The following is a 23,256-nucleotide window of genomic DNA, read 5'->3' as shown; positions in this document are numbered from 1 at the left end:
CGACCGTATGAGCGGTTTAGGAAGTATCCTCCAGCTCGCAGGCCCGCACAAAAGAACCCTGGCATGGGCCGGGGCGTTTTCCATACTGGATTCCCTTCTGGACCTGGCCACATACTATATAATGTACCTGGTGGTCCTGGCCTGCATGGGCTCCATGGGCTCCATGGGCTCCTCAAATACGCATCCTTCCGGTGCCACGCCTCCCTCGGACGTGGCCTCGGTGTGGCCCCTGGCGCTGCTGGCCCTGGCTGCGGTTGCCGGACGGGCCTTTGCCCGCTGGCGGGCCGGAACCCTGGCCCACCGTGCCGGATACGGCACCTTGTGCGAAATCCGCCGCAACATCGCCCAACACATGGGGCGCCTCCCCATGCTGTTCTTTTCGCAGCGCACCTCCGGCAACCTGCAAAAAGTGATGATAGAGGACGTGGAGCGCATCGAAACCCTGCTTTGCCACCACATTCCCGACCTGTGCGCGGCGGCCGCCACCCCGCTGCTCACCCTGGGACTTTTCTTCTGGCTGGACTGGCCCCTGGCCCTGGCCGCCCTCATCCCCCTGGTGCTGGCCGTGCTCTGCCAGGTGCTCATGTTCCGGGAAAGCGCCGGACGCATGAACGATTTCCACAACAGCATGTCCACCATGAACAGCACCATCGTGGAATACGTGCAAGGCATCATGGACATCAAAGCCTTCAACCAGACCGTGCAGTCGTTCACCCGCTTTCGCGACTCGGTGCGCCGCTTCGAACATGTGGTCTCGGACTGGTCGCGCATTTCCGGCAAGTATTACGCCCTGTTCGGAACCATGCTGGGCGCTGGCATTCTGTTTGTGCTGCCGCCCGCCCTGGTGCAGCTCTCCCGCCACAGCCTCACGGTTGCCGATCTGATTCTGTTCCTCATGCTCACGGTGGGCTACGCCGTGCCGCTGGACCGGCTGCTTCGCTTTGCCGGAAAGCTCCAGGAAATCAGCCTGGGCGTCCAGCGCATCGAAGAAGTCATGCAGACGCCCGTCCTTTCGCACCCCGACCAGCCGAGCGTTCCCCAGACCTTCGATATCGAGTTCGATGGTGTCACCTTTGCCTATGACGCAACCTCCCCGCTGTTCAGCAACCTGAGCCTGCGCCTGCCCGCCAAGACCCTGACCGCCTTTGTCGGCCCGTCCGGCACGGGCAAGACCACCCTGGCAACGCTGGCCTCGCGCTATCAGGACGTGCAGCAGGGCGCCATACGCATCGGCGGCGTGGACGTGCGTGACATTGCCCCGGAAAAGCTCATGGATATGGTTTCCTTTGTTTTTCAGGACACGTTTCTGTTTACGGACAGCGTGCTGGAAAACATCCGGGCGGGCCGCTCCGAAGCCAGCCGGGAACAGATAATGGATGCAGCCCGCAAGGCCAGGGCGCACGACTTCATCATGCGCCTGCCCGACGGCTACGACACCGTGGTCGGCGACGGCGGCGTGCCCCTCAGCGGCGGGGAGCGGCAACGGATCTCCATTGCCCGCGCCGTACTGCGCGACACCCCCATCGTTATTCTGGATGAAGCCACGGCCTATGCCGACCCGGAAAACGAGGCCCTGCTTCAGGAAGCCGTGGGCGAACTGCTCCAGGGCAAGACGGTCATCGTCATCGGTCACCGGCTCCAGGCCCTGACCGAAGCCGACGCCCTGGTGGTGTTCGACCGCACCGCGCAAGGCTCCGACGCGCCCCAAACAACCCAAGGCAGCTTCATTGCCGGAACCGGCTCGCACCAGGAACTTCTGGAAAACTGCCCGCTCTACCAGCGGATGTGGGACGTCCAGACCCAGGCCTCCGGCTGGAGCCTGGCGGCACGGAACACGATCCCGGAACATGATGCCAACGCACAGGACGCCAACGCACAGGACCTTGGCACAGGGGAGGTTTGCAATGCGCAGTCTGCTTAAGGAATTCAATAGGGACGACATCGGCTCGTTCCACAAGGCGACCGTTTTCGCGGTTGTGGAGGCAATGCTGGCCGGAGCCCCGCTCTTCCTGCTCTACATGGTCATTGCGGCGGTTTTGGAAAACCGGGCCGGATTGCTTGACATGCTGCCCTACATCGGCCTCATGATTCTGCTGTTCGGCGCACAGGCCTGGTGCGCGGTCCGTTCCGTGGTTGCCTCCTGCCTGTTCGCCTATTCCACGGGCGCGCAACTCCGGTTGCGCCTGGGCGAGCACCTGCGCAGGCTGCCCCTGGGCTTTCTCACCTCCGGGGAAACAGGCCACAGGGCCGAAACCCTGCTGCTGGACGTCTACAACGTGGAGCTGGCCGCCTCCAACATGTACAACAAGTTCGTCATCTGCATTGCCCTGCCGCTCATCGTGGCGGTCTTTCTGGCCTTCATCAACCTGCGCCTGACCGTGCTGCTGGTCATCACCGTGCCACCGGCCCTGTACTTCCTGTACGCCTCCCGCCGGGCTCTGGAAAAAAAGAGCGTGGCAATGCTGGATTCCCGGCGCGACGCGGCCTCGCGGGTGCTGGAATACATCCGGGGCATCCGCACCATAAAATCCTTCAACCTTACCGGGACATCCTTTTCCCGGCTGGACGGATCGCTCTGCACCCTGCGCGACCGCTGCATCTCACTGGAAGCACACATCGAACCGGTCTCGCAAATCTACGCCTGCATCGCGGCCCTCGGCTTTGTGCTGCTCATCCTTTTCGGAACCGACATGCTGCGTGACGGCCAAGTGAGCCTGCCCGTTCTGCTGTTGTTCATGATCATGAGCCTCAAATTCTACCAGCCGGTCATGGGCATTGCCCCGTACTTTTCCATGGTGCGCCACCTTGCCAACTCCGCGGAAAACATCCGGGACATTTTGCGCATGGCGCCGCAAAAGGGAAGCATTGCCGAACTGCCGGATGCTGATTTGGGAGTGCGGCTGGAAAACGTCCACTTCGGATACGGCGACCGCGAGGTGATCCAGGGCGTCAGCTTCGAGGCCCCGGCGCGCAGCATGACCGCCCTGGTGGGACCGTCCGGCGCGGGCAAGACCACCATAGCCAACCTGATTTCCCGCTTCTGGGATGCAGACTCGGGGCGGGTGCTGGTGGGCGGGCACGACGTCCGCGACGTGGATCCGGAAGCCCTGCTGGAACGGATTTCCATGGTCATGCAGGACGCCCATCTCTTTCACGACACCATCCTGAACAACATCCGCTTCGGCGATCCGTCAGCACCCGAGGAAGCCGTGATTGCGGCGGCCAAATCGGCCCGTTGCCACGACTTCATCATGCGCCTGCCCCGCGGCTACCAGACCGTGCTTGGCGAAGGCGGGGCCACCCTTTCCGGGGGCGAGAAAAAACGCATTGCCGTTGCCCGGGCCATTCTCAAGGACGCGCCCATCGTTATTCTGGACGAGGCCACGGCCTCGCTGGACCCGGAAAACGAAGGGCTGCTGCAAGAGGCCTTTGCCGCCCTGACTGCCTCCAAGACCCTCTTCGTCATTGCCCACAAGCTCTCCACCATCCGCCATGCGGACCGGATTCTTTTTGTGGAAAACGGGGCCATTGCCGAGCAGGGCGACTTTGACCAGCTGATGGAACAACAGGGGCGGTTCGCCACCTTCTGGAACCTGCAGCAACGCGCCAAGGGATGGAAAATACGGAGATAGCCATGCAAACGGATTTCCCCGCGCCCCGCCCTCAACCGCCGGACGCAGACCCTCTGCGCACGTTCCAGGCTGCGGCGGTGCGCAAGGCCGCCTGCATACTCAGGGACAACCTGGCCTCCCCGCCCTGCCTGCAGGAACTTTCCAGGCAGGTGGGGCTGTCCCACCCCCTGCTGAACAAATGGTTCCATCGCCTGTTCGGCACCACCGCCTACGGCTATCTGCGCCGCCTGCGCCTGGAGGAAGCCCGCCGCCTGCTGGCCGAAAACCGGGCCAATGTGACGGACACGGCCTTCAGCGTGGGGTATGAAAGTTTGCCCTCGTTCAGCCGGGCCTTCAGCCTGCATTTCGGCATCTGCCCGCGCGTTTTTCTTGCCGAACTCCGCCGAAAACGGCCAGCCCAACCAACCACCGCACGCCCCAAGGAGCATTGCTGATGTACGAATACACCTCGCGCCGCTGCAACAAATGCATGCTGCAGGAGGACGCGACCCACGCCTGACTCTGGACGAAAACGGACTGTGCCCCTTGTGCCGCAACCACAAACCGGTACAGCGCGACTGGGGCGGTCTGCGCGCCGAGTTCGCGCAACGGGTGGATGCCCTTAAAACCGGCGATAGATACGAAGCCCTGGTGATGATGAGCGGTGGCAAGGACAGCGCCTTCCTGGCCCACCTGCTGAAAAAGGAGATGGGCCTCAACGTATTGGGACTGACCATAGACAACGGCTTTGAATATGCGGATACCTTCGAGAATGCGGCGGACATCGCCCGCAGGCTGGACATGCCCCACATGCTCTTCCGGGCCCGTCCGCAAGAGCGCAACGCCCTGTACCGTTTTCTGGTCACCAGCCCCGGCCTCATGGACAAGGGATTCGGCCAGATATGCCTGTACTGCGGCAAATACCTGCTGGACACGGCCGTGGAAATCGCGCTCGGCCTGGAAATTCCTGCGGTCTTTGTGGGCTACAACCCGGAGCAGCTTTCCGGCATGGGCAAAACCAAAGCCATAGAGACCGACGAACTGCGCATCCGCCAACAGGAGGCCATCCAGGGGCGTATCGGCTACCTCTTTGACCAGGCTGAAAAAAAGGCGGCAGAACATCCGGACAGCCACCTTTTGCCGAAGTTTACCGCCGATACCGCGCCGGGTTGCTCCATCGAGTATCCTTTTTTGTATCTGCCCTACCAGCCCCGGCACATCATGGAGGTGGCCCGGCGGGAACTGGACTGGAAGCCCATCACCAGCTTTGTTCCCAAACACTATATCGCCTCGGGCTGCCGCCTGCTCAAGCTCATGGCCGCACTTGCCCGAATCAACAACGTGTCCAGCTACATGGACCACGAGTTCTCGGCCCAGGTGCGCGCAGGCGACCTGGACAAAGACGCCCTGGAAAAATACTACGCCAACCTGGAAGAACCACCCCAATTCTACGAGGAACTCCTCCAAGAGCTGGGCATTGAGGAATCTTTGGAAGAACTGGCCCGACAGGTCAGGTAGCCTGACTGCATACTCCCAATTGAGCAAAACCCTTCCCAAACATACAGGCCGGGGCAGACACGTTGTTGCGCGTCCGTCCCGGCCTGTTTTCGTATCCCCCCCTCAAAACCCCTCAGACACGCTGGACTTTTTTCCAGTCCGCTGGCACTTCTTCTCTCGCACGTTTTGAGCTGCCAGTCTGATTAAATTTTGTAATCAATCTGCGGCATTCGCCGACCGTCTGCTCATCTCTCTTTACTACCCCCAATTCGGAGCCCGCCTCCGAGGAGTATCCATATGGCTACTGATTCTTCCAAACTTCTGCTCATGCCCATTGAACGGCGTGACGGAACATACGTTTTGCGCCTGGGCCTCACCCAGGGCGAACTCAACCTGGCCGACCTGCAACACATCACGGCCGTCATGACGAAATACAACCTACCTTCCCTGTGCTCCACAACCGGCCAGCGCATGAACATAGAAGGTGTGCCCGCAGACAAGCTGGACGAAATTACCGCCGCCCTGGGCGTGTCCGTGGAAAAGGCCCCTCCCGGAGTTTCGGTCTGCCCCGGAGCCGCCCAATGCAAACTGGGCCAGCAAAGAACCCGCGAGATAGGCAAAAAAATCCTGGCCCTGGTCAAGGAAAACGGTCCCTATCCCTACAAGGTAAAGAGCGGCGTCTCGGGCTGCAAAACGGCCTGTGCCATGAGCTATGTGCGGGATATCGGCCTGCTTGGCGGCCCCAAGGGCTGGGATGTCATGTTCGGCGGCGGAGCCACACGCAATGCGGGCCCCGGCGTAGTGCTGGGCAAAGGGCTGTCTTCGGAAGAGGCTCTGGAGCTTCTACGCAAGGCTCTGATTTTCTACCGCGAAAACGGCAAGAAGCGCGAACGCACCCGGGCCACCATTGCCCGTCTGGGTGAAGACGCCCTGCTGGACGCCTTGAAATAAAACGCAATGTCTTGAACCGGTCGTCCGCCAGACCAAATACAGGCGGACGACCGAAATGCTCACGTCAGCACAGTTTCGCGCCCAACGGCACATCCTGTTCCGGGGTGCACAGAACAATATCCCCGTCCTTGTTTGCAAAGCCTGTAACCAGGCATTCCGACATCAAGGGGCCGATCTGCTTTTTCGGGAAATTCACCACCCCCACCACCAGCCTTCCGACCAGATCTTCAGGGGTGTACAGAGCGGCTACCTGGGCGCTGGATTTGCGAATACCGATCTCTTCTCCAAAATCCACATGCAGCACATAGGCGGGCTTGCGCGCCTCCTTGAACACTTCGGCGGAAACAACCCGCCCCACGCGCAGCTCGACCTTTTCGAATTCATTCCAGGTGATGGTATCCATAGTCCTCTCCTTGCGTTCTGTTTCCGTCCAGTTAGCCCGGCCTTCCGCCAGCGTCTTGAATAAAATTGACATCACCCCTTGCCCCGGCTCCCACGTTGGGCTGCATATTCACCGGGTGTAAGGCCGTAGCGCCTGTGAAATGCCCGGGTAAGGTGGCTCTGATCGCACATCCCGGCCATCTGGGCCGCAACGGAAATGGGGTGTCCCTGCTCCAGCAAATGGCGGGCATGCTCCAGGCGGAGCTGCAAATGATAGGCGTGGGGCGACATGCCCTTGTGCCGCCGGAACAGGCGGATAAGATGAAATTCCGTACATCCGGCCAGTTCGGCCAAAACTGCCAGTCGGACCGGACGGTCCAGGGTGTCGCGCAGGTATGTTTCCACCCGGTGCAGACGCCAGTCCTTTGCCGTGGGCTCGGTGGGCACGGACAGCCCAGCCGTGCGCGCGAACAATTCAGCGAAAACAGCCAGAACATCCTCTTCGGCACTTTCCGGCGGAACACCTCCCGGCTGCGGCAAAAGGTGCTCGTGCAGCCGTTCGAGCCGCGCGGTCAATCGCGCGTCCCTGCACACTCCGGGGCGCAGCAGGGGCAGGCCGTCGCCCTCCACCATGCGCCCGGCCAGGGCGTCCAGAAATTCGCTGCCAAAATAAAAACTGCGCAAATGACGACGGGACGGATCGCAGGGCTGGTTGGAGTGGACGACACCCGGTTCGATAAGGCTGATGCTGCCCGGCTGGAGAATATCGGAATGGCCCCGTACGCTGAACTGCTCCCCGGCCTCGGAATTGAGCCAGAGCACGTAGCCCTCGTGCAGATGCGGGTCGAACCCGTGGCCGTCACGGCAGGAGAGGATATCCAGCCCCGGCGCAAAAGAAGGTGGATAGACGATAGTCATAACATCACCGCAGTGTCCGGCAGATGCAGTTTACCCATTTGCAAGGTTGCCCATTCGCAAGGTCGCCCGATTGCCCGATTGCAAGGTCGCGCCGGGCGTTCCCAAGCGTGGCAACAGGACCATGAGCCATGGTGCACCAGATGCCCTGCTTCGTCCACACCGGCTGTACAGCCCGTATCTGGCGACGCTTTTTTTGTTTTCTGGACATTTTGTGCCGAATAACTTAGCGGGATTGATCGTACTGTTGCCATATTCCACAACTTGTCGACGTCACCAGGAGAAAAAGCCGATGCAGGACCTCCTTGCCATTTCCGAACAAAACCAGCGTATGGCCCGGGAAATCATTCGGGAGCTTGCTATCGAAAAAATCTGGCAGCAGTTCGGAGCCACGGCGAATCTGGTCGGCTCCCTGCGGACCGGCCTCTTCATGGACCGCCTGGACATCGACTTTCACATCTATTCCGACAACTTTGTTTTGGCGGACAGCTTCGCCGCCATGGCCCGCATGGCCGAAAACCCGCGCATATTGCGGATACAATACGCCAATCTGCTGGAAACCGATGAAAAATGTCTGGAATGGCATGCCTGGTACAAGGACAGGGACGACCGGGAATGGCAGATCGACCTAATCCACATCCTCAGAGGCTCGCAATACGATGGATATTTCGAAAAGGTGGCCGACCGCATTGCGGCAGTCCTGACGCCGGAAACACGCCGAGCCATCCTGACCATCAAGCATGAACTGCCCGCCGACGCGCAGGTCCTGGGCATAGAGGTCTACCAGGCCGTCATTGCCTACGGTGTGCGGGACACCAAGGAGTTTATGCAGTGGAAGGCCAGCCGCCCAGCCAGCGCCATCGTGGAGTGGATGCCGTAGGCCATCGGTCATTCTTTGCCACTAGAAACGCCAGCCGCCTTCCCTCCCAAGGCCTAAAAGACATGCCGCAATGCTGTCCAAACGGGTTGTTCCCGGCTCCGGCACAGTCATCCGCCATGGCGGCTCTCATTTTTACCTACTGAATTTGCAACATACTGAAAAAACAAAAGCTATCCCAAGAATAGTGTTGCTGTAAGGTCCTTTTTATTAAAGGATTCTTCCCACTCGACTCACCCCAATAAATATACTTTAAATACATCATCAGTTGGTATATTATAAAAAGTTTTCCTCAATTTCGCTCTTGCCAAGTCAAGAAACCGGACTTAGTAGGAACCTTCTTAAACTCTTACCATCCTCAGGTTGTTGTTCCCAAGCGACGTGATAACCAACACGCTATTGTCCATAAAAATAGTATAATATCTGCTCGAAAGCCACGCTGATATCAGGCATGGCAGGGAGGGGTTCCATGAGCACGTTGTCAATCAGAGCCAAGCTACTTTTGCTTTTTTTCATTTCCACGTTTGCCGCCGCCATCATCTTTGCCACGGGGATATATTCCTCGTACGAACTCACCAGCACGGGGGTTCAGGAAGCCAGCAAGCTGATGGTTGACGCCGAAAGGACAAAAATCAAAGTCACTACGGACTCGCTGGCGCAGGCACTGGCAATATCCGTGCAGGGTGTCTCCGACAAAGCCCAGCAGGCAGATATCCTGCGCAAATCCATCAAAAATATCTTTTTCGAGGACGATTCCTCGGGCTACTTTTTCATCTACGACGGCACCATCAATGTCGCCCACCCCACCAACCCATCCATGCAGGGCAAAAATATGAAAAACCTGCATGGCAAGGACGGAGTCTACTCTGTCCGCGAACTGGCCAGGGCGGCCCAAAACGGCGGAGGCTTTGTCAGCTTTGAATGGGACAAGCCCGGCAAGTCGAACCCCGTGCCCAAGATAGGGTATGCCACGATGATTCCCGGCACCAACTACTGGCTGGGAACCGGCGTCTATGTGGACAACCTGGATGAAAAGGCCAAGGGGATTGAGGACATAATGCGCTCCAAGGGCGATATGGCCATCATCGTGGAAGGCGTTGTGGCTGTTCTGCTGTTTCTGGCGCTTCTCCTGCCCATCAGCCTTGTCATCTCGCGCAGCATCGTCAGACGGGTGCGCGAAACCACTGATGCGGCCGAAAGCATTGCCTCCGGCAACCTGGACGTCCAACTGGTTGCCAACGGAACAGACGAGCTCAGCAATCTGAAACGGTCGCTTTCCCATATGGCCGCCGCGCTCAAGGAAAACCTCGTCTCTCTTTCGCAAAAGGAGACGGACGCCCGCAACAAGGCGCACGAAGCCGAGGAAGCCACCCGCAAGGCAGAAGAAGCCAATACCCATTCCCGTGAAATGACGAACGAAATCCTCAAGGTGGCCGACCAGCTTGCCCTTGTGGTCGAAACCGTTACCGCGGCCTCGGAAGATATTTCGGTACAGATCAACCAATCAAGTGCCGGTGCCGAGGAACAAGCCCGCCAGGTGGCTGAAACCGCCACAGCCATGGAGCAGATGAACGCCACCGTGCTGGAAGTGGCCCAAAACGCCAGCCATGCATCCAGCGCCGTGGATCAGGCCCGGGAAAAGGCCGAAGGCGGTGCGGAAGTGGTCAGCAGGGCCGTTGCCAGCATCAACGAAATCTCCCGCCAATCCCACACCATCAAGGAAGACATGGGGCAGTTGGGACAGCAGGCCGAGGGCATTGGACAGATTATGAACGTCATCTCCGATATTGCCGACCAGACCAACCTGCTGGCGCTCAACGCCGCCATTGAAGCGGCCCGGGCAGGCGACGCCGGACGCGGTTTTGCCGTTGTTGCCGACGAAGTGCGCAAGCTGGCGGAAAAGACCATGTCCGCCACCAACGAGGTCGGACACGCCATCAGCGCCATCCAGGAAGGCACGCACAAGAATATCCGCAATGTGGAGCATACGACGGAAAACATTGAACAGGCCACCAAGCTGGCCAACGAATCCGGCGATGTCCTGCGGGAAATCGTCTCCCTGGTGGGAACGGCCACCTCGCAGGTGATGTCCATTGCCACTGCCTCCGAAGAGCAGTCCGCAGCCAGCGAGCAGATCAGCGACAGTGTCAGCAGCATCAACAGGATATCCTCGGAAACCGCCGATGCCATGAAGCTTTCGAGCGCCGAAGTCATGGAACTGACCCGCCAGATCCAGGCACTGAAAGGCCTTATCAAGGAAATGAAGTCCTACAGCGCCTGATCCACGCCTCTTTCCCCGGCCCTTCCGTTCCCCGCGGAAGGGCCGGTCTTCCCCTTCCCGTCCAGACCGCATCCGTTCGGGCCGCATCCCGATTTCGGGTGCGCCGCCCCGTTTTTTTCCCGACAAAAAGCCTGGATGCATGATTCCTGCAAGCGTACATAATCACTAACAATCTTATGCAGGCACAAAAAACATGCAAGCCGTTCAAAGTCGCAGAATACACATTCAAAAACCGGATAAATGCAACAAAGGCACCGTAGTTGACAAATCTTCCGTTTCGTATTTGAAAACCAAAAAGCGTATTCTTTAATATTTGTTGAGCAGAATGTTATTTTTCTGCTGTTATAGTAAACTCAAAAGGTGCTCCATGATTTCCGACGACCATCTGCATTCATGCAAGCCGCTGTCGCTGCACGAGGGGGATATGAAGCTGGTCGCGAAACATGCCGGGATTTTTCCCGCAACACCCTTATTGAAGGAAAAAAAATATGCCCCCTCTGTATTCGAACCAACGCCTGGCGCGATCCGTCGGACTTTTTCTCCTGCTTCTTTTGACGGTGTCGGCCACCATCGGCACCGGTACTCCCTCTTTTGCCAAAACATCCGGCCTGAACGCTCCGGGCTTTGATTTCGCCCGGCTCAAGGGATACGCCCGTCATCTGGCATCCGTCCCCTATCAAAAGCCATCCACCAAACTGCCCGCTTCCCTGAGCGATCTGAGCTGGTACAAATACCAGCAGATCACCTTCGACCGCAGCCGGGCCGTGTGGACAAACGAACAATCCGCCTACCGGGTGGAGCTGTTTCACCGCGGCGGCTATTTTCTGACGCCGGTGGCCATTTCCCTGGTGCAGAACGGCACGGTGAGCGACCTGTCCTACGATCCGACCATGTTCCGCTACGGAGACTCCGGAGTGGACGGAGCCAGCCTGCCCGCCAACCTGGGCTATGCCGGTTTTCGCCTGTACTTCAAGAACGACTGGACCCGCGACGTGGTCTCCTTTCTGGGGGGCACCTATTTTCGCGCCGTGGGCGACACCATGCAGTACGGCCTTTCCGCACGTGGCCTGGCCGTGGATTCCGGCCTGCCCAGGCCCGAGGAGTTCCCGCGCTTTTCCCATTTCTGGCTCGAGCAACCGGCCCCCGGCAGCGACTCCATGACGCTGTACGCGCTTATGGATTCGCCCAGCGTTGCCGGTGCCTACAAGTTCGACATCTTTTACGGCAAGACCCTGCGTATGAAGGTCGATGCCGCTGTCTATCCGCGCAAGGCCATAGAGCGGATTGGTGTGGCCCCGCTGACCAGCATGTTCATGGTGGGGGAAAACGACCGCCGCATCGACTACGACTGGCGGCCGGAAATCCACGACTCGGACGGGCTTGCCATGCACGCCGGAAACGGCGAATGGGTCTGGCGGCCTTTGGCCAACCCGGACAGACTGGCCTTCAATGCCTACCGCAACGACAATCCCAGGGGATTCGGGCTGCTCCAGCGCGACATGCACTTCGACCACTACCAGGACCTGAACCTGTTTTACGAAAAACGGCCCGGCCTGTGGATTGAACCATTGGGCGACTGGGGCAAGGGCGCTGTGCAGCTGGTGGAAATACCGGCCCTGGACGAAACATTCGACAACATCGTGGCTTTCTGGCATCCGGACAAACCCGTCCGGCCCGGCCAGGAGCTGCTTTACAGCTACAACCTCTCCTGGGGCACCCGGCCGCCCCTGCCCGGCGACCTTGCCTATGTGGTGAATACCTACACGGGACTGGGCGGCGAAATGGGTAAAAAGCGCACCCACTACAGCAGGCGCTTTGTGGTGGACTTTACGGGCGGCCCGTTGCCCGACCTTGCCTCCAACACCGAGGTGAAGGCCGTCATCGACGCTTCCGCTGGACAGGTGGAAATGGCCTCCGTGCGTCCCCAGCCCCAATCCGACGGGTACAGGGTGCAGTTCGACATCGTGCCGCCCGACAACAGCCGCACGCCGCTGAACCTGCGCCTGCGTCTGGAAGCCGACGGCAAGCCCCTGACCGAAACATGGTTGTACCAGTGGGCACCGCCCGCTCCCGACCAGCGCCAGCTGTTCAATGCGGGACACTTGCAATAGATCACCGGAGTATCATGAATATATCCGTACACGCGCTTTCCCCCAAGAAGCCGCGTCCGCGCCAGGTTATCGGGTTTGCGGCGCTGATCTTGTCCTGCCTTCTTCTTTTGCCTGCCGCGGCTTTGGCGGCGACGTTCTCGGCCTCCGTGGTGCAGAACAAGGCAAAGGAACTGAGCAAGCAGCCCTTTCAGCCGCCCCAGCCTTTTCCCGAGGCCCTGGGCAAGCTGAGCCAGGAGGAGTGGCAGGACATCACCTTCAAAAAGGAACGGACCATCTGGGCCAAAGGCAACCTGCCGTTCAAGATCCAGCTGTTCCATCCGGGCATGCTCTACAACACTCCGGTAACCATCAATCTGGTCTCCGGCGGAGAGGTGCAGAAACTGCCCTTTGATGTGAACAACTTCGACTACGGCAGGAACCACAACATTATCGGGCAGATGACGCCCCAGATGGGCTATGCCGGTTTCCGGGTCATGTCGCATCTCAATTCCGACCGCTACTCCGACGAAGTGGCCGCCTTTTTGGGCGCCACCTACTTCCGGGCCGTGGCCAAAGGGCAACGCTACGGCCTGTCCGCACGCGGCCTGGCCCTGAACACGGGCCACCCCGACGGGGAAGAGTTTCCCTACTTTCGCGAATTCTGGATTGAACACCCGGCCCGGAAAAGCACGACCCTGACCATCCACGCCCTGCTCGACAGCAAAAGCCTGACCGGGGCCTACAAGTTCGTGCTCCGCCCCGGCAGCCCCACCACCATGGACGTGACGGCCACCCTGTTTCTGCGCACCTCCGTTGCCAAACCGGGGCTGGCACCGCTGACCAGCATGTTCCTGTACGGAGAGAACACCAGCCCGCGCCCCATAGACGACTACCGCCCCGAAGTGCACGACTCGGACGGACTGCTCATAGCCGAAGACGAAAATCACTGGCTTTGGCGGCCTCTGGAAAACCCGGATACGCTGCGCATCGCCACCTTTGCGGCTGACGACCCAAAGGGATTCGGCCTTATCCAGCGGGATGACGACTTCCATCACTATGAAGACCTGGAATCCCGCTTCGGGCAGCGGCCCGACTTGTGGGTCACCCCCAAGGGACGCTGGGGCAAAGGCCATCTGGAACTTATAGAAATTCCATCGAACAAAGACATTCACGACAACATCGTGGTGTTCTGGACCCCGTCCAAGGCGTGGCCCGTGGGCCAGCCCATGCACTATGAATACACGCTGGAGTGGAGCGGACGGCCCAACCAGCATCCGCCCCTGGGGTATGTGGCCGCCACGCGCGCCATGCGGCCCGCCCGCGGAACACAGCGCTACGTCATCGACTTCATGGGCAAGGCCCTGCACCTGCTCCAGCCACCTGCCAAGGTGGAGGCCGTGGTCACCAGCGGCCCCGGTGTTTCGGTTACCGACCTGCAAGTGGTCAAGAACCCGGAAAGCGGTGGCTGGCGGCTGACCTTCACGGTCAGGAGCGAGGCAGCCTCCACTCCCATGGATTTTGTGCTGCCCAAGAAAATAGCCCCCGTGACCCTGCGCGCCTTTTTGCGCATCAACGACAAAGTTCTGACGGAAACATGGAACTATGCCTTTATCCCGCAATAAGCCATCCGGCACAGGCCCGGACATGACACGACAGGGCCAGGAGCAGATAGCCGACCGCTTGTACGACTACCTGCGCCAATACCCCATGGGTGCAAAACAGCGGCTGGAGCTGGCCCTTTCCGTACTGCGCGATCTGCCCGAAGACGATGCCGAAGGAGCGGAAGGTGTTGGAACCGAACAGGCGCTGGCCCTGCTGCACTCCCGTCTGCCCGAGCCGGACACCAGCCTGTTTCCGCCTCTGCATCCCGAACTGTGCAGGGCACACATGCCGACTGCCGTTCTGGGCCGCCCCCAGACCGAGTCGCACGCCAAGGCGCGGAGCGCATCCCGCTGGAGCCAGGCGCTTTTCCTGCTTCTTCTGGCCGCGCTGCTGGCCCTGACCCTGTTCTTCTCCCTGGCCGCGCAATGGGGCGCAGACTATGTCGCATAGCCGCAGCAACGCCTCGTACGTCACCCCGCCGGAAACGCCGTACAAAAAGCCCTGGAAGCGCTCCCTGCGCAAGCGGCGGGCCCTGCTGACCCTGCTCATCGTGGTGCCTGCCGCCGCGGCCGCCGCCTACGTGGGCTCGGTGCTGCCGCACCAGGGCGGCACGCCGCTGGAAACCGCCATAGTGCTGGTCTACTCCATTCTGTTCGCCTGGATCTCCGTGGGATTCTGGACCGCGCTCATGGGCGGGCTGAGCCTGCTGCGCCGCTACGACCGTTTCGCGGTCAGCCGGGCGACGCTTGGAGCCGAACCGGGCGATATTCCCCCGGCCCGAACAGCCGTGCTCTTTCCCATCTGCAACGAGGAAACTCCGCGCGTCATGGCCGGTATCAAGGCCACGTACCTGTCTTTGCTCGAAACCGGACGCGCATCCGAATTCGCCATTTTCATTCTGAGCGACTCGCACGGCCCGGACAAATGGCTGGAAGAAGAAGCGGCCTGGGCCGAATTGGTGCGCGAACTGGGCGCGCAAGAGCAGATTTTCTACCGCCGGCGCAAGGTGAACCTGAAGCGCAAGAGCGGCAACGTGGCCGACTTCTGCCGCAGGCACGGGGCCGACTACGAATACATGGCGGTGTTTGACGCGGACAGCGTGATGAAGGGGGCCACCCTGACCCGCATGGTCGACATCATGCAGCGCCGTCCCGATGTGGGCATTCTGCAGACCGCGCCGTCCTGTTTTGGACGGGACACCTTTCTGGGGCGGGTGCAACAGTTCGCCAACCGCGTGTACGGCCCCATGTTCGCGGCCGGGCTGCACTTTTGGCAATTCAACGACGCCCAGTATTGGGGCCACAATGCGCTCATCCGCATCAAGCCCTTTATGGAGCATTGCGGTCTGCCGCGACTGCCGGGCAAGCCCCCCCTAGGCGGCGACATCCTGAGCCACGACTTTGTGGAAGCCGCGCTGATGCGGCGCGCAGGCTGGGGCGTATGGCTGGCCTTTGACCTGGACGGCAGCTGGGAGGAAGCCCCGCCCAACCTGCTGGCCGAACTCAAGCGCGACCGCCGCTGGTGCCAGGGCAACCTGCAACACCTGCGCCTGCTCTTTACCGAAGGCCTTTTTCCGGCCCACCGGGTGCTTTTCCTCAACGGGGCCATGAGCTATGCCTCGGCCCTGCTGTGGTTTCTGTTTTTGGCCCTGTCCACGGCCGAAGCCCTGCTGCTGGCCCTGAGCGAGCCGGTCTATTTTTCCGCCACCAAGTCGCTCTTTCCGGTCTGGCCCGTGTGGGAGCCCATGTGGGCCATGGCCCTGCTGGGCACCACGGCAGTGCTGCTTTTTTTCCCGAAGATTCTCAGCTACCTGCTGCTGGTCTGCAAAACTAGGCAGTCCCGGCATTTCGGCGGGCCCATACGCCTGTTTCTCAGCATTCTGCTGGAAGTCGTGGTCTCGGCGTTTCTGGCCCCCATCCGCATGCTTTCGCACAGCAAGTTCGTATTCATCACCATGCTGGGCAGGCAGATCGGCTGGGGATCGCAGCAACGCGACGACAGCAGCACCACCTGGGGCGATGCCCTGCGCTATCACGGCGGAAGCATGTTTTTTGGCCTGCTGTGGGGCGGCTCGACCTGGGTATATGCCCCGACCTTTTTCTGGTGGATTTCGCCCATTGTTCTGCCCGTGGTGCTGTCTGCACCCATCTCCGTCATCACCAGCCGCCGGAGCATCGGCCTGTGGCTGCGACGGCACAAAATGCTACTCATACCCGAGGAGACCGTGCCGGAAAAGGAAATCCGCGACGTTACCGCCTTTGCCCAAGAACTGGAAAACATGCCTGTGCCGCTGGGTATGGTACGTGAACACGGGTTTGCCCGCGCCGTGGTCGATCCCGGTCTGAACGCCCTGCATTGCCGGGGCCTTGGCACGGAGCGCTCTCTTGCCCCAGCCATTGCCGAACAACGCGACAGACTGGTTGAGCGCGCTTTGCAGAAAGGCCCGGATGCCCTGGGCAGCGAGGAAAAACTGGTGTTGCTGGGTGATCCGGCCAGGATGCGCACGCTGCATCGGGAGGTATGGGGATTGCCTGAAGTGGAGCTGGTGCGGCAGTGGGGTGTGCGGTTTTAGCGGGGAATGACGTTGGAAATAAGCTTTGGAAGCTGGCTATTGAATTTCAATAATTGAAAGGCAATAGTGGAATGCCAACTTAAAGATTTCGTGCGGGTGGCGTTAGTACGGCAGGTTGTGAAAGGCACGCGCAATGCGCGAACGCGCATCGTTATGCCAGAAACAGTGGGGGAACTCGGGCAACACGCCCGCTTCCCGCGTCAGGGCGTTGAAAACTCCGCGCATTCAGAAAATACCTATCAGATTGTAGCATCAACCTGCTGTGTGTGCTCGGCCATGGCCGCGGCTATTTTCGGCCAGACATCCTGGGGAACGTCGTGCCCCATTCCATTGATTATCAACAACTTCGCCCCGGCTATCAGCTGCGCAGTCTCCCTGCCTCCTTCCACGGGCATGAACGGATCCATATCGCCGTGGATAACAAGCGTCGGAGCAGTGATGGAGGCAATTGCGTCCTTTTGATAGCCATGGGCAAGGACTGCCGCACCTTGACGGGCCAGGCCTTGCGGATAGTACGAACGATCGTAGCTTTCGGCCACCAGGGTGCGCAACCGATCTTCCTCAAAAGGAAAACCGGGGCTCCAGATCTTTCGCCACATGGTCACCTGATGTTCGATATACGCCTCGCGATCATCGGGAACGGGCTTGTATACTTCGGCCAGAATTTCCGGCTTTATTTGCGGGAGGTCAGGATTTCCCGTGCTGGACATGATGGAGGTCAGGCTCAGAACGCGTTTTGGGTGCCGATACGCCACAGTCTGTGCCACCATCCCGCCTATGGAAGCCCCACAGATATGCGCCTTCTCAATACCAAGGGCATCGAGCAGACCGACGGCATCGTCTGCCATGTCCTCCAGTGTGTACGCAGGCCCCACAGCCCCGCCGTTCATTGCCGCCATCATGTCGGGAACGCCTGCTTCTTCGAACTTGGTCGACAGGCCAACATCACGGTTGTCGAACCGAATCACCAAATGCCCTTTCTCCGCCAGCTCTTCGCAAAATCCGGCATCCCAATAAATCAGCTGGCTTCCGCCTCCCATTATCAGCAAAATAGGAGATGACGAGATATCGCCAAAGGTCTCGTATTCAATCTCAATTCCATTCGCTTTCACCTGAGCCATGGATAAAACTCCTTTTCAAAAAGCATCCACATTTCGCAAACACAGCTTCGGCAATTCGCCAGCTGGAACAGATGGATAAAATGAAAAGAAAAATAACCAACTCGCCGCCCAGCAGGGTCTCAAAGAATCCTCTCTGAGGAAAACCTGCTCCCAACATCCCTACAATTCAGCCTATTCCCATATTTCTTTGGCATTCTACAATAAAGAGAGCGCCCGCGGACGCTTGTTTAACCGGCATACAAATCGGAACTAACTGTTCTCCTTTAATAATTGGAATGCAATAACTTTAATTTCAGGCGCACATGGTGCTGCCCCCCCAACCACAAGCCAAAGCTGGATTTCCGCGCCCGCAAGGCCCTTCCCCCTGGGAGCGTTTGTTCGACCTCGACCTGCTTCTCCATTGACTATTGTTTTTCAATAATTTAAAAACAATAACCATGAGAAATCCTTTTCATACAGACACCTTGGAGCCGGACCAGCCGTTTTGCAATCGTGCCCGCGAACTCAGGGAACTGGCCGGGCATGCCCGCAACGGTATGAACGTCGTCCTTTTCGCGCCCAGGCGCTACGGAAAGACCTCGCTGGTAACCCGGGTGCAGCATCAGATACGGGCCGAAGGCATCTGCGTCATCTACGCGCAGTTCATGCGCCTTGTCTCGGTGGAGGACATGGTCCACAGGCTGGCCAAAGCCATTATCACCGGCCTGCACGAACACGAGTCCCTGCTCGACAAGGGCAAACGGTGGCTGGCCCATTTCCCCTCCCTGCAGGTCAACCTGTCCATTGATTCGGCCACGGGGTCGATTTCCATCGGCGTGCAACTGGTCAGGGCCAACATCCCTCCCCTCGAAGCGCTGGAAGAAGTTCTGGAAGAGGTTGGCGCGTTCCTGGAAAAAGAGGATTTTCTGGTCTGCATTGCCCTGGATGAATTTCAGGACATTGTGGACATCAAGGAGCCCCGCGTTGAGGCAATGCTGCGCGAACACATCCAGCGGCACAAGGCCTCGTATATTTTTCTGGGGAGCCGACGGCGCGTGCTGCTGGATATTTTCACCAACAAGGGCAGGCCGTTCTATCAAAGCGCAACCATGATGGAACTTGCTCCCCTGCCCGAAGGCGAGTGCGTGGATTTTGTCGTACAGCAGTTCCGCAGGGCCGGGAAGCAGTGCTCCCAAGATGCCGCCCTCGCCATTGTCCGCAAAATCGAATGCTATCCCTATTATCTTCAGGCCTTGGCCTACCGGGCCTTTGAGCAGTGCCAAGACAATTGCACTGTCGAGGATATGGCGACAGCCTACGAATCCCTGCTCGCCAACGAACGCTATGGGTATCAGGCCATAATTCAGGGGATCAGCACCGGGCAGCTGAAGTTGCTGCGCGGGATTGCAAAGGAAGCAACCGCCCAGATAACGGCGAGTGCTTTTCTGCAAGCGCACGGCCTCTCGCTCGGCGGGGTGCAGGCGGCCCGCAAGCACCTGGCGAACCAGGATATTATTGAGCAGGATGAGCAGGGGGAATGGAGGTTGGTTGATCCGGTGTTCCGGGAGTGGTTGGTTCGGACGTTCTAAGCTGCCCCACTCTCCTGATACAGGCCGCTATGGCATTGGCCGGAGCACGCCAGGCTCATTGTTCAGGTCCGTTGCGGGCAGACGGCCGGGCCGGAAGAACGGGCCTTCCTGTGTTGCACCCAAAGCAGCCCGCCTATGACCACAGCCATGACAAGATCGCATACAGCCCCGCCAGCGAACAGACCGTTCATCCCCCAAAAAGAGGAAAGGACGACAATAAGCACGGCGGACAATAAGGAACGGGAAATACTGGCCGCCAAGGCCAGGGATTCCCGCCCCATGGATTGGAAGGCATTGATGCCGATATACTGAACGCCTGCAATGGGGAACACACTCAGGGCAAGAAGTATCCCCAGGCCGGCCGATGCCGTCAGCCCAGACTGCCCGGCCAAAAAGAAGCCCGCGATGCGCTCACGAAAAGGAAGCACCAGAAGCATTTCCACCAAACAGATGGCGCAACTGCCCACAAGCCCCAGCCGGACGACACGCAGAACTCTTGCTATTTTTCCCGCCCCAAAATTGTAGCTGACGATGGGCTGCATACCCATTCCAATCCCCTGGACCGGCATAATGAGGAAAAAATAGGTCGTCACCACCACCCCTTTCACGGCCACAGCGGCCTCGCCTCCAAGAGACATGGCAATATGGTTGGAAAGGATGGCGACTACCGGCATGAGAATTTGCCGGGCAAACGTGGGAAAACCGGTTTTCAATATGGCCCGGATGCTTTGCCCCTTTTGCCGAAATCCGTTCAACAGTATACGGACCACGGTTCCCCGCCCCCAAAAATGTCCGGTCAGCCAGAGGAATATCACCAGGGAGGACAGAATATTTGCACCGGCAATGCCTTCCAGCCCCAGGGAAAAGACGAAGACAAACAGGAGCATGAGGCCGATGTTCAAAAGAAGGCTCAGATAGTTCGCAACAAGGGCTTTCATTGGATAGCCCGTGGCCCGCAACGCATGGCCAAAAACCATATTCAGCAGAAAGGGGCAGCAGCCCAGCAGAAACACCCAGGTGAAATCCGTTGCCGCTGCCAACACGTCGCCAGCACCACCAAATGCAATAAGCATGGGCCTCAGAAAAAGCAGCCCCAAAAGGCTCAGCCCGCCCCCACCCAACACGCACAAGAAGCAGGCCGCTGAAAAAATGTCCTGGGCAGCAGCCTTTCTTCCCGCCCCCAGGTGCATTGCAATATGGATTGAAGATCCGGTGCCCAGCAACAGCCCACAGGCCAGCACAACCATGGCAACGGAATTGGCAACCGTGTACCCCGCCAGGGCCAATGTTCCCAGGTATCGGCCCACCAGGATATTGCCCACCAAAGTCTGGATGCCGAAAACCACCAGGCCTGCAATAGCCGGTCCCGCGTACTGAACCAGCAGAGAACCGATCCTTTCTTCACACAGCCTTTGCGTACGAGAATCGTTCATTGTGAGACCAACCCCAGAAAAAACTCATTATGCTCTTTGATACGCTTTTCCGTCGGAGCAGTGCTTTGCCCCAAAGCAAGACAATGGGCATATTCTTCGCGCAGCATCATTTCGGCAAGCATGTACGACGCACCCATCTGCCTTGTATCCAAAGATCTTATCCAGCCTTTCTCGATCATCTTGGAAAAGACCATGGCCATATATTCGATGCAGTATGTCAAATACTCGCGCCACACAGAGGCCACGCGGGAGTCGTTGTATTTTTCGCGTTGCAAAATCAAAAAGATATTGGCCTGTTTGGGATCGGACAGCCGTTTTTTGAAGCGTTGGAATCCAATTTCCGTAAAGCGGAGAGGAGAGCATTGGACGAGAATCCTGTCCAGAGCCTCTGCATCGGGATTGTCCACAAGATACACTTCGCGCATCATATTGTAGATGGTGGTCAGTATTTCGCCCTTGCTGGCAAAATGGCTGTAAATAGAGGCATCCTTGATACCCACAGCAGCGGCGATATCTCGCACGGATACACCACCATAGCCATTGTGTGCAAAAAGCTCGATGGAGCAATCCACAATTCGCAATTTGGTTCCAGAGAGTTCCGACATGATGCCTCCTAAAAAACTAGCTAGCGACCGCTAGGTAAATATGATTTTATGCATCCCCTGTCCAGATAAAAAGGAGTGAAGGCCGATAAGCAGCAAAAGGATGCCGAAACGCGTGGTAAGGGGGGAACCCGAGGTTATCCTGAAAAATGAAATCGAAGAGTGATGGGAGGAAATGGCTTTGCGCCACGGAATCGCAAGCTGTGTTGCACCTTGTCCGCCGCAGCCACGCCGCTCAATTCCGGGAACGTGGCGAGTGGGAAAAATGTTGAGGTTGCTTGCGACGAAAATTGGAGAAAAGTGCAGAGTGAGCCTTTGACCGGCTAAATAGTCGGGCCTGAAATATCTCTAGTGGATTGATTTTTATTAACAATTCTCCTTGTACAATGTAGTATTTTCGACCAGAGAACGTTGTGAATTCGTATAAAACCGGTCGAAATGATGCAGCGAATGGCGGGAGAATCATGAGGGCAAAACCCAAAAAACAGCCGCAGGGTACGTTCCTTTACCCAGACCTTCTGGACCAGCTCAATCCGAAGGCTCCGCTCCTTCAATTGGCGAGGAGAATTCCCTGGGGGCGATTCGAGGAGGAGTTCGCCGGACTCTACAGCGACCAAGGTCGGCCAGCCAAGCCGCCCCGGCTAATGGTCGGGCTGATGCTGCTCAAGCAGTTGGAGAATCTGAGCGACGAACGGGTCGTGGAGGCATGGACGCAAAATCCCTACTACCAGGCGTTTTGCGGTATGACCGAGTTCCAGTGGAAGCTGCCTTGCGATCCCACGGATTTGATCTATTTCCGCAAGCGCATTGGCGAGGACGGGGCACGACTGATTTTCGAGGTCTCCGTGGAACTGCACGGTGATGACGCCAAAGAACGAGAGATCACGGTGGATACCACGGTCCAGGAAAAGAACGTAACCTTTCCTACCGACCTGAAGCTTTTGACCAAAGTCATCGAGGGCTGCCGTAAGATCGCGGACAGCGAAGGCGTCGGTCTACGCCGCAGCTTCAAGCGCACGCTCCCCAAGCTTCGGCTGAAACGGATGAAGATGGCCAAAAAGGCGAGGAAGATGCGGACAATGGCTGGTGCCTTGATCCGTGAACTCCGGCGCAAATTGCCGGGCGAAGCCCTGGGCCGCCACCAGGAGCGACTTGACCTGTACGAGCGGGTCAAGGACCAGAAACGAAGCGACAAGAATAAGGTCTACAGCCTACACGAACCCGATATTCTCTGCATCTCCAAGGGTAAAGCGCACAAGCAGTACGAGTTCGGGCGCAAGGCGTCCATCGCGGTCACAAAAACTACGGGTATCATCGTCGGCGCGATGTCGTTCAACGAGAACGTCTACGACGGCCATACGTTGCCGGATGTCCTCGAACAGTGTTGGGAGGTCACCGGGGTCTGTCCGTCCATGGCGATCTGCGACCGAGGCTACAGGGGCCTGAATCAGGTCGGTGACACGCAAATCCTCATCCCAAAGCCTCCGAAGAAGAAGGACACACCGTACCAGCGCCTTATGGCGCGGCTCCGCTTCCGCCGTCGGGCGGCTATCGAGCCGGTGATCGGCCATCTCAAACACGATCACCGCATGGCCCGGAGCTATCTCAAGGGCGCGGTCGGCGACGCCATTAACTTGTTTATGGCCGCAGCGGCGTTCAACTTCAGGAAGTGGATGCGGAAAATCGGAGAGTTTTTTGCGCTCTTGGCGTTTCTGCTCCTCGGCAAAGACTCAAGCCGACGGCTGGCGGAAAATG

Annotated in this window: 17 protein-coding genes and 1 pseudogene; 13 read left to right on the top strand and 5 right to left on the bottom strand. The window is 58.6% G+C overall.

Annotated features, from left to right (window positions below; translation table 11 throughout):
• Positions 1–7: 7 nt before the first annotated feature.
• The 5 genes from ACI0FJ_RS16215 (at position 8) to ACI0FJ_RS16195 (ending at position 6,059) form a co-directional block, all read left to right on the top strand.
• The gene (locus ACI0FJ_RS16215) at positions 8–1,921 is read left to right on the top strand and encodes an ABC transporter ATP-binding protein (RefSeq protein ID WP_424305053.1); all 1,914 of its coding nucleotides are present in this window, start codon (positions 8–10) and stop codon (positions 1,919–1,921) included.
• Positions 1,905–3,632 carry an ABC transporter ATP-binding protein gene (locus ACI0FJ_RS16210; protein WP_424305051.1) on the top strand — a complete coding sequence of 576 codons (1,728 nt, stop codon included), beginning with the start codon at positions 1,905–1,907 and terminating at the stop codon, positions 3,630–3,632. Before ACI0FJ_RS16215 ends, ACI0FJ_RS16210 begins: the two co-directional genes overlap by 17 nt.
• Before the next feature lie 2 nt (positions 3,633–3,634).
• The gene (locus tag ACI0FJ_RS16205; protein WP_424305049.1) at positions 3,635–4,066 is read left to right on the top strand and encodes a helix-turn-helix domain-containing protein; all 432 of its coding nucleotides are present in this window, start codon (positions 3,635–3,637) and stop codon (positions 4,064–4,066) included.
• Positions 4,067–4,097: 31 nt separating this feature from the next.
• Positions 4,098–5,129, top strand: coding sequence for a hypothetical protein (locus ACI0FJ_RS16200; protein WP_424305047.1), 1,032 nt, complete (start codon positions 4,098–4,100; stop codon positions 5,127–5,129).
• Positions 5,130–5,405: 276 nt separating this feature from the next.
• A complete protein-coding gene (locus ACI0FJ_RS16195; protein ID WP_424305045.1) occupies positions 5,406–6,059 on the top strand; it encodes a nitrite reductase in 654 nt (217 codons plus the stop codon).
• A gap of 64 nt (positions 6,060–6,123) precedes the next feature.
• Here the strand turns inward: ACI0FJ_RS16195 and ACI0FJ_RS16190 are convergent, their stop codons facing one another.
• Positions 6,124–6,462 carry a tRNA-binding protein gene (locus tag ACI0FJ_RS16190; protein WP_424305043.1) on the bottom strand — a complete coding sequence of 113 codons (339 nt, stop codon included), beginning with the start codon at positions 6,460–6,462 and terminating at the stop codon, positions 6,124–6,126.
• A 71-nt stretch (positions 6,463–6,533) separates the two neighbouring features.
• Positions 6,534–7,358 (bottom strand): helix-turn-helix domain-containing protein, encoded by an 825-nt coding sequence (locus ACI0FJ_RS16185; protein ID WP_424305041.1) that lies wholly within the window; start codon positions 7,356–7,358, stop codon positions 6,534–6,536.
• Positions 7,359–7,647: 289 nt separating this feature from the next.
• Between ACI0FJ_RS16185 and ACI0FJ_RS16180 the strand changes: the two genes are divergently transcribed.
• The 6 genes from ACI0FJ_RS16180 (at position 7,648) to mdoH (ending at position 16,777) form a co-directional block, all read left to right on the top strand.
• Entirely contained in the window at positions 7,648–8,235 is a 588-nt protein-coding gene (locus ACI0FJ_RS16180; RefSeq protein WP_424305039.1) for a hypothetical protein, read from the top strand.
• Between the two features lie 466 nt (positions 8,236–8,701).
• Positions 8,702–10,513, top strand: coding sequence for a methyl-accepting chemotaxis protein (locus tag ACI0FJ_RS16175; protein ID WP_424305037.1), 1,812 nt, complete (start codon positions 8,702–8,704; stop codon positions 10,511–10,513).
• A 488-nt stretch (positions 10,514–11,001) separates the two neighbouring features.
• Positions 11,002–12,624: a glucan biosynthesis protein gene (locus ACI0FJ_RS16170; RefSeq protein WP_424305035.1), complete on the top strand. Its 1,623-nt coding sequence runs from the start codon at positions 11,002–11,004 to the stop codon at positions 12,622–12,624.
• 14 nt (positions 12,625–12,638) lie between these two features.
• Positions 12,639–14,225, top strand: a complete 1,587-nt coding sequence (locus ACI0FJ_RS16165; protein WP_424305033.1) for a glucan biosynthesis protein — start codon at positions 12,639–12,641, stop codon at positions 14,223–14,225.
• Positions 14,226–14,247: 22 nt separating this feature from the next.
• Positions 14,248–14,655 carry a hypothetical protein gene (locus tag ACI0FJ_RS16160; RefSeq protein WP_424305031.1) on the top strand — a complete coding sequence of 136 codons (408 nt, stop codon included), beginning with the start codon at positions 14,248–14,250 and terminating at the stop codon, positions 14,653–14,655.
• Positions 14,645–16,777, top strand: coding sequence for a glucans biosynthesis glucosyltransferase MdoH (mdoH, locus tag ACI0FJ_RS16155; protein WP_424305029.1), 2,133 nt, complete (start codon positions 14,645–14,647; stop codon positions 16,775–16,777). Before ACI0FJ_RS16160 ends, mdoH begins: the two co-directional genes overlap by 11 nt.
• 239 nt (positions 16,778–17,016) lie before the next feature.
• Here the strand turns inward: mdoH and ACI0FJ_RS16150 are convergent, their stop codons facing one another.
• The gene (locus tag ACI0FJ_RS16150; protein WP_424305027.1) at positions 17,017–17,898 is read right to left on the bottom strand and encodes an alpha/beta fold hydrolase; all 882 of its coding nucleotides are present in this window, start codon (positions 17,896–17,898) and stop codon (positions 17,017–17,019) included.
• Between the two features lie 437 nt (positions 17,899–18,335).
• Between ACI0FJ_RS16150 and ACI0FJ_RS16145 the strand changes: the two genes are divergently transcribed.
• Positions 18,336–19,466 carry an AAA family ATPase gene (locus tag ACI0FJ_RS16145; protein ID WP_424305025.1) on the top strand — a complete coding sequence of 377 codons (1,131 nt, stop codon included), beginning with the start codon at positions 18,336–18,338 and terminating at the stop codon, positions 19,464–19,466.
• A gap of 62 nt (positions 19,467–19,528) precedes the next feature.
• Here ACI0FJ_RS16145 and ACI0FJ_RS16140 read toward each other — a convergent pair whose 3' ends face one another.
• On the bottom strand, positions 19,529–20,899 hold the full coding sequence (locus tag ACI0FJ_RS16140; RefSeq protein ID WP_424305023.1) for an MATE family efflux transporter: 1,371 nt from the start codon (positions 20,897–20,899) through the stop codon (positions 19,529–19,531).
• Complete coding sequence (locus ACI0FJ_RS16135) at positions 20,896–21,504, bottom strand: TetR/AcrR family transcriptional regulator (protein ID WP_424305021.1); 609 nt, start codon at positions 21,502–21,504, stop codon at positions 20,896–20,898. Before ACI0FJ_RS16135 ends, ACI0FJ_RS16140 begins: the two co-directional genes overlap by 4 nt.
• 461 nt (positions 21,505–21,965) lie before the next feature.
• On the opposite strand from ACI0FJ_RS16135, the pseudogene ACI0FJ_RS16130 reads away from it, so the two are divergent.
• Positions 21,966–23,180, top strand: a pseudogene (locus ACI0FJ_RS16130) (IS5 family transposase); the annotation flags it as partial.
• Positions 23,181–23,256: the final 76 nt, after the last annotated feature.

The organism is Desulfovibrio sp. 7SRBS1, assembly GCF_049723905.1.
GTDB lineage: Bacteria > Desulfobacterota > Desulfovibrionia > Desulfovibrionales > Desulfovibrionaceae.
Note: the sequence above shows the minus strand (reverse complement) of the source record. Positions and strands in the feature narration are given on the sequence as shown.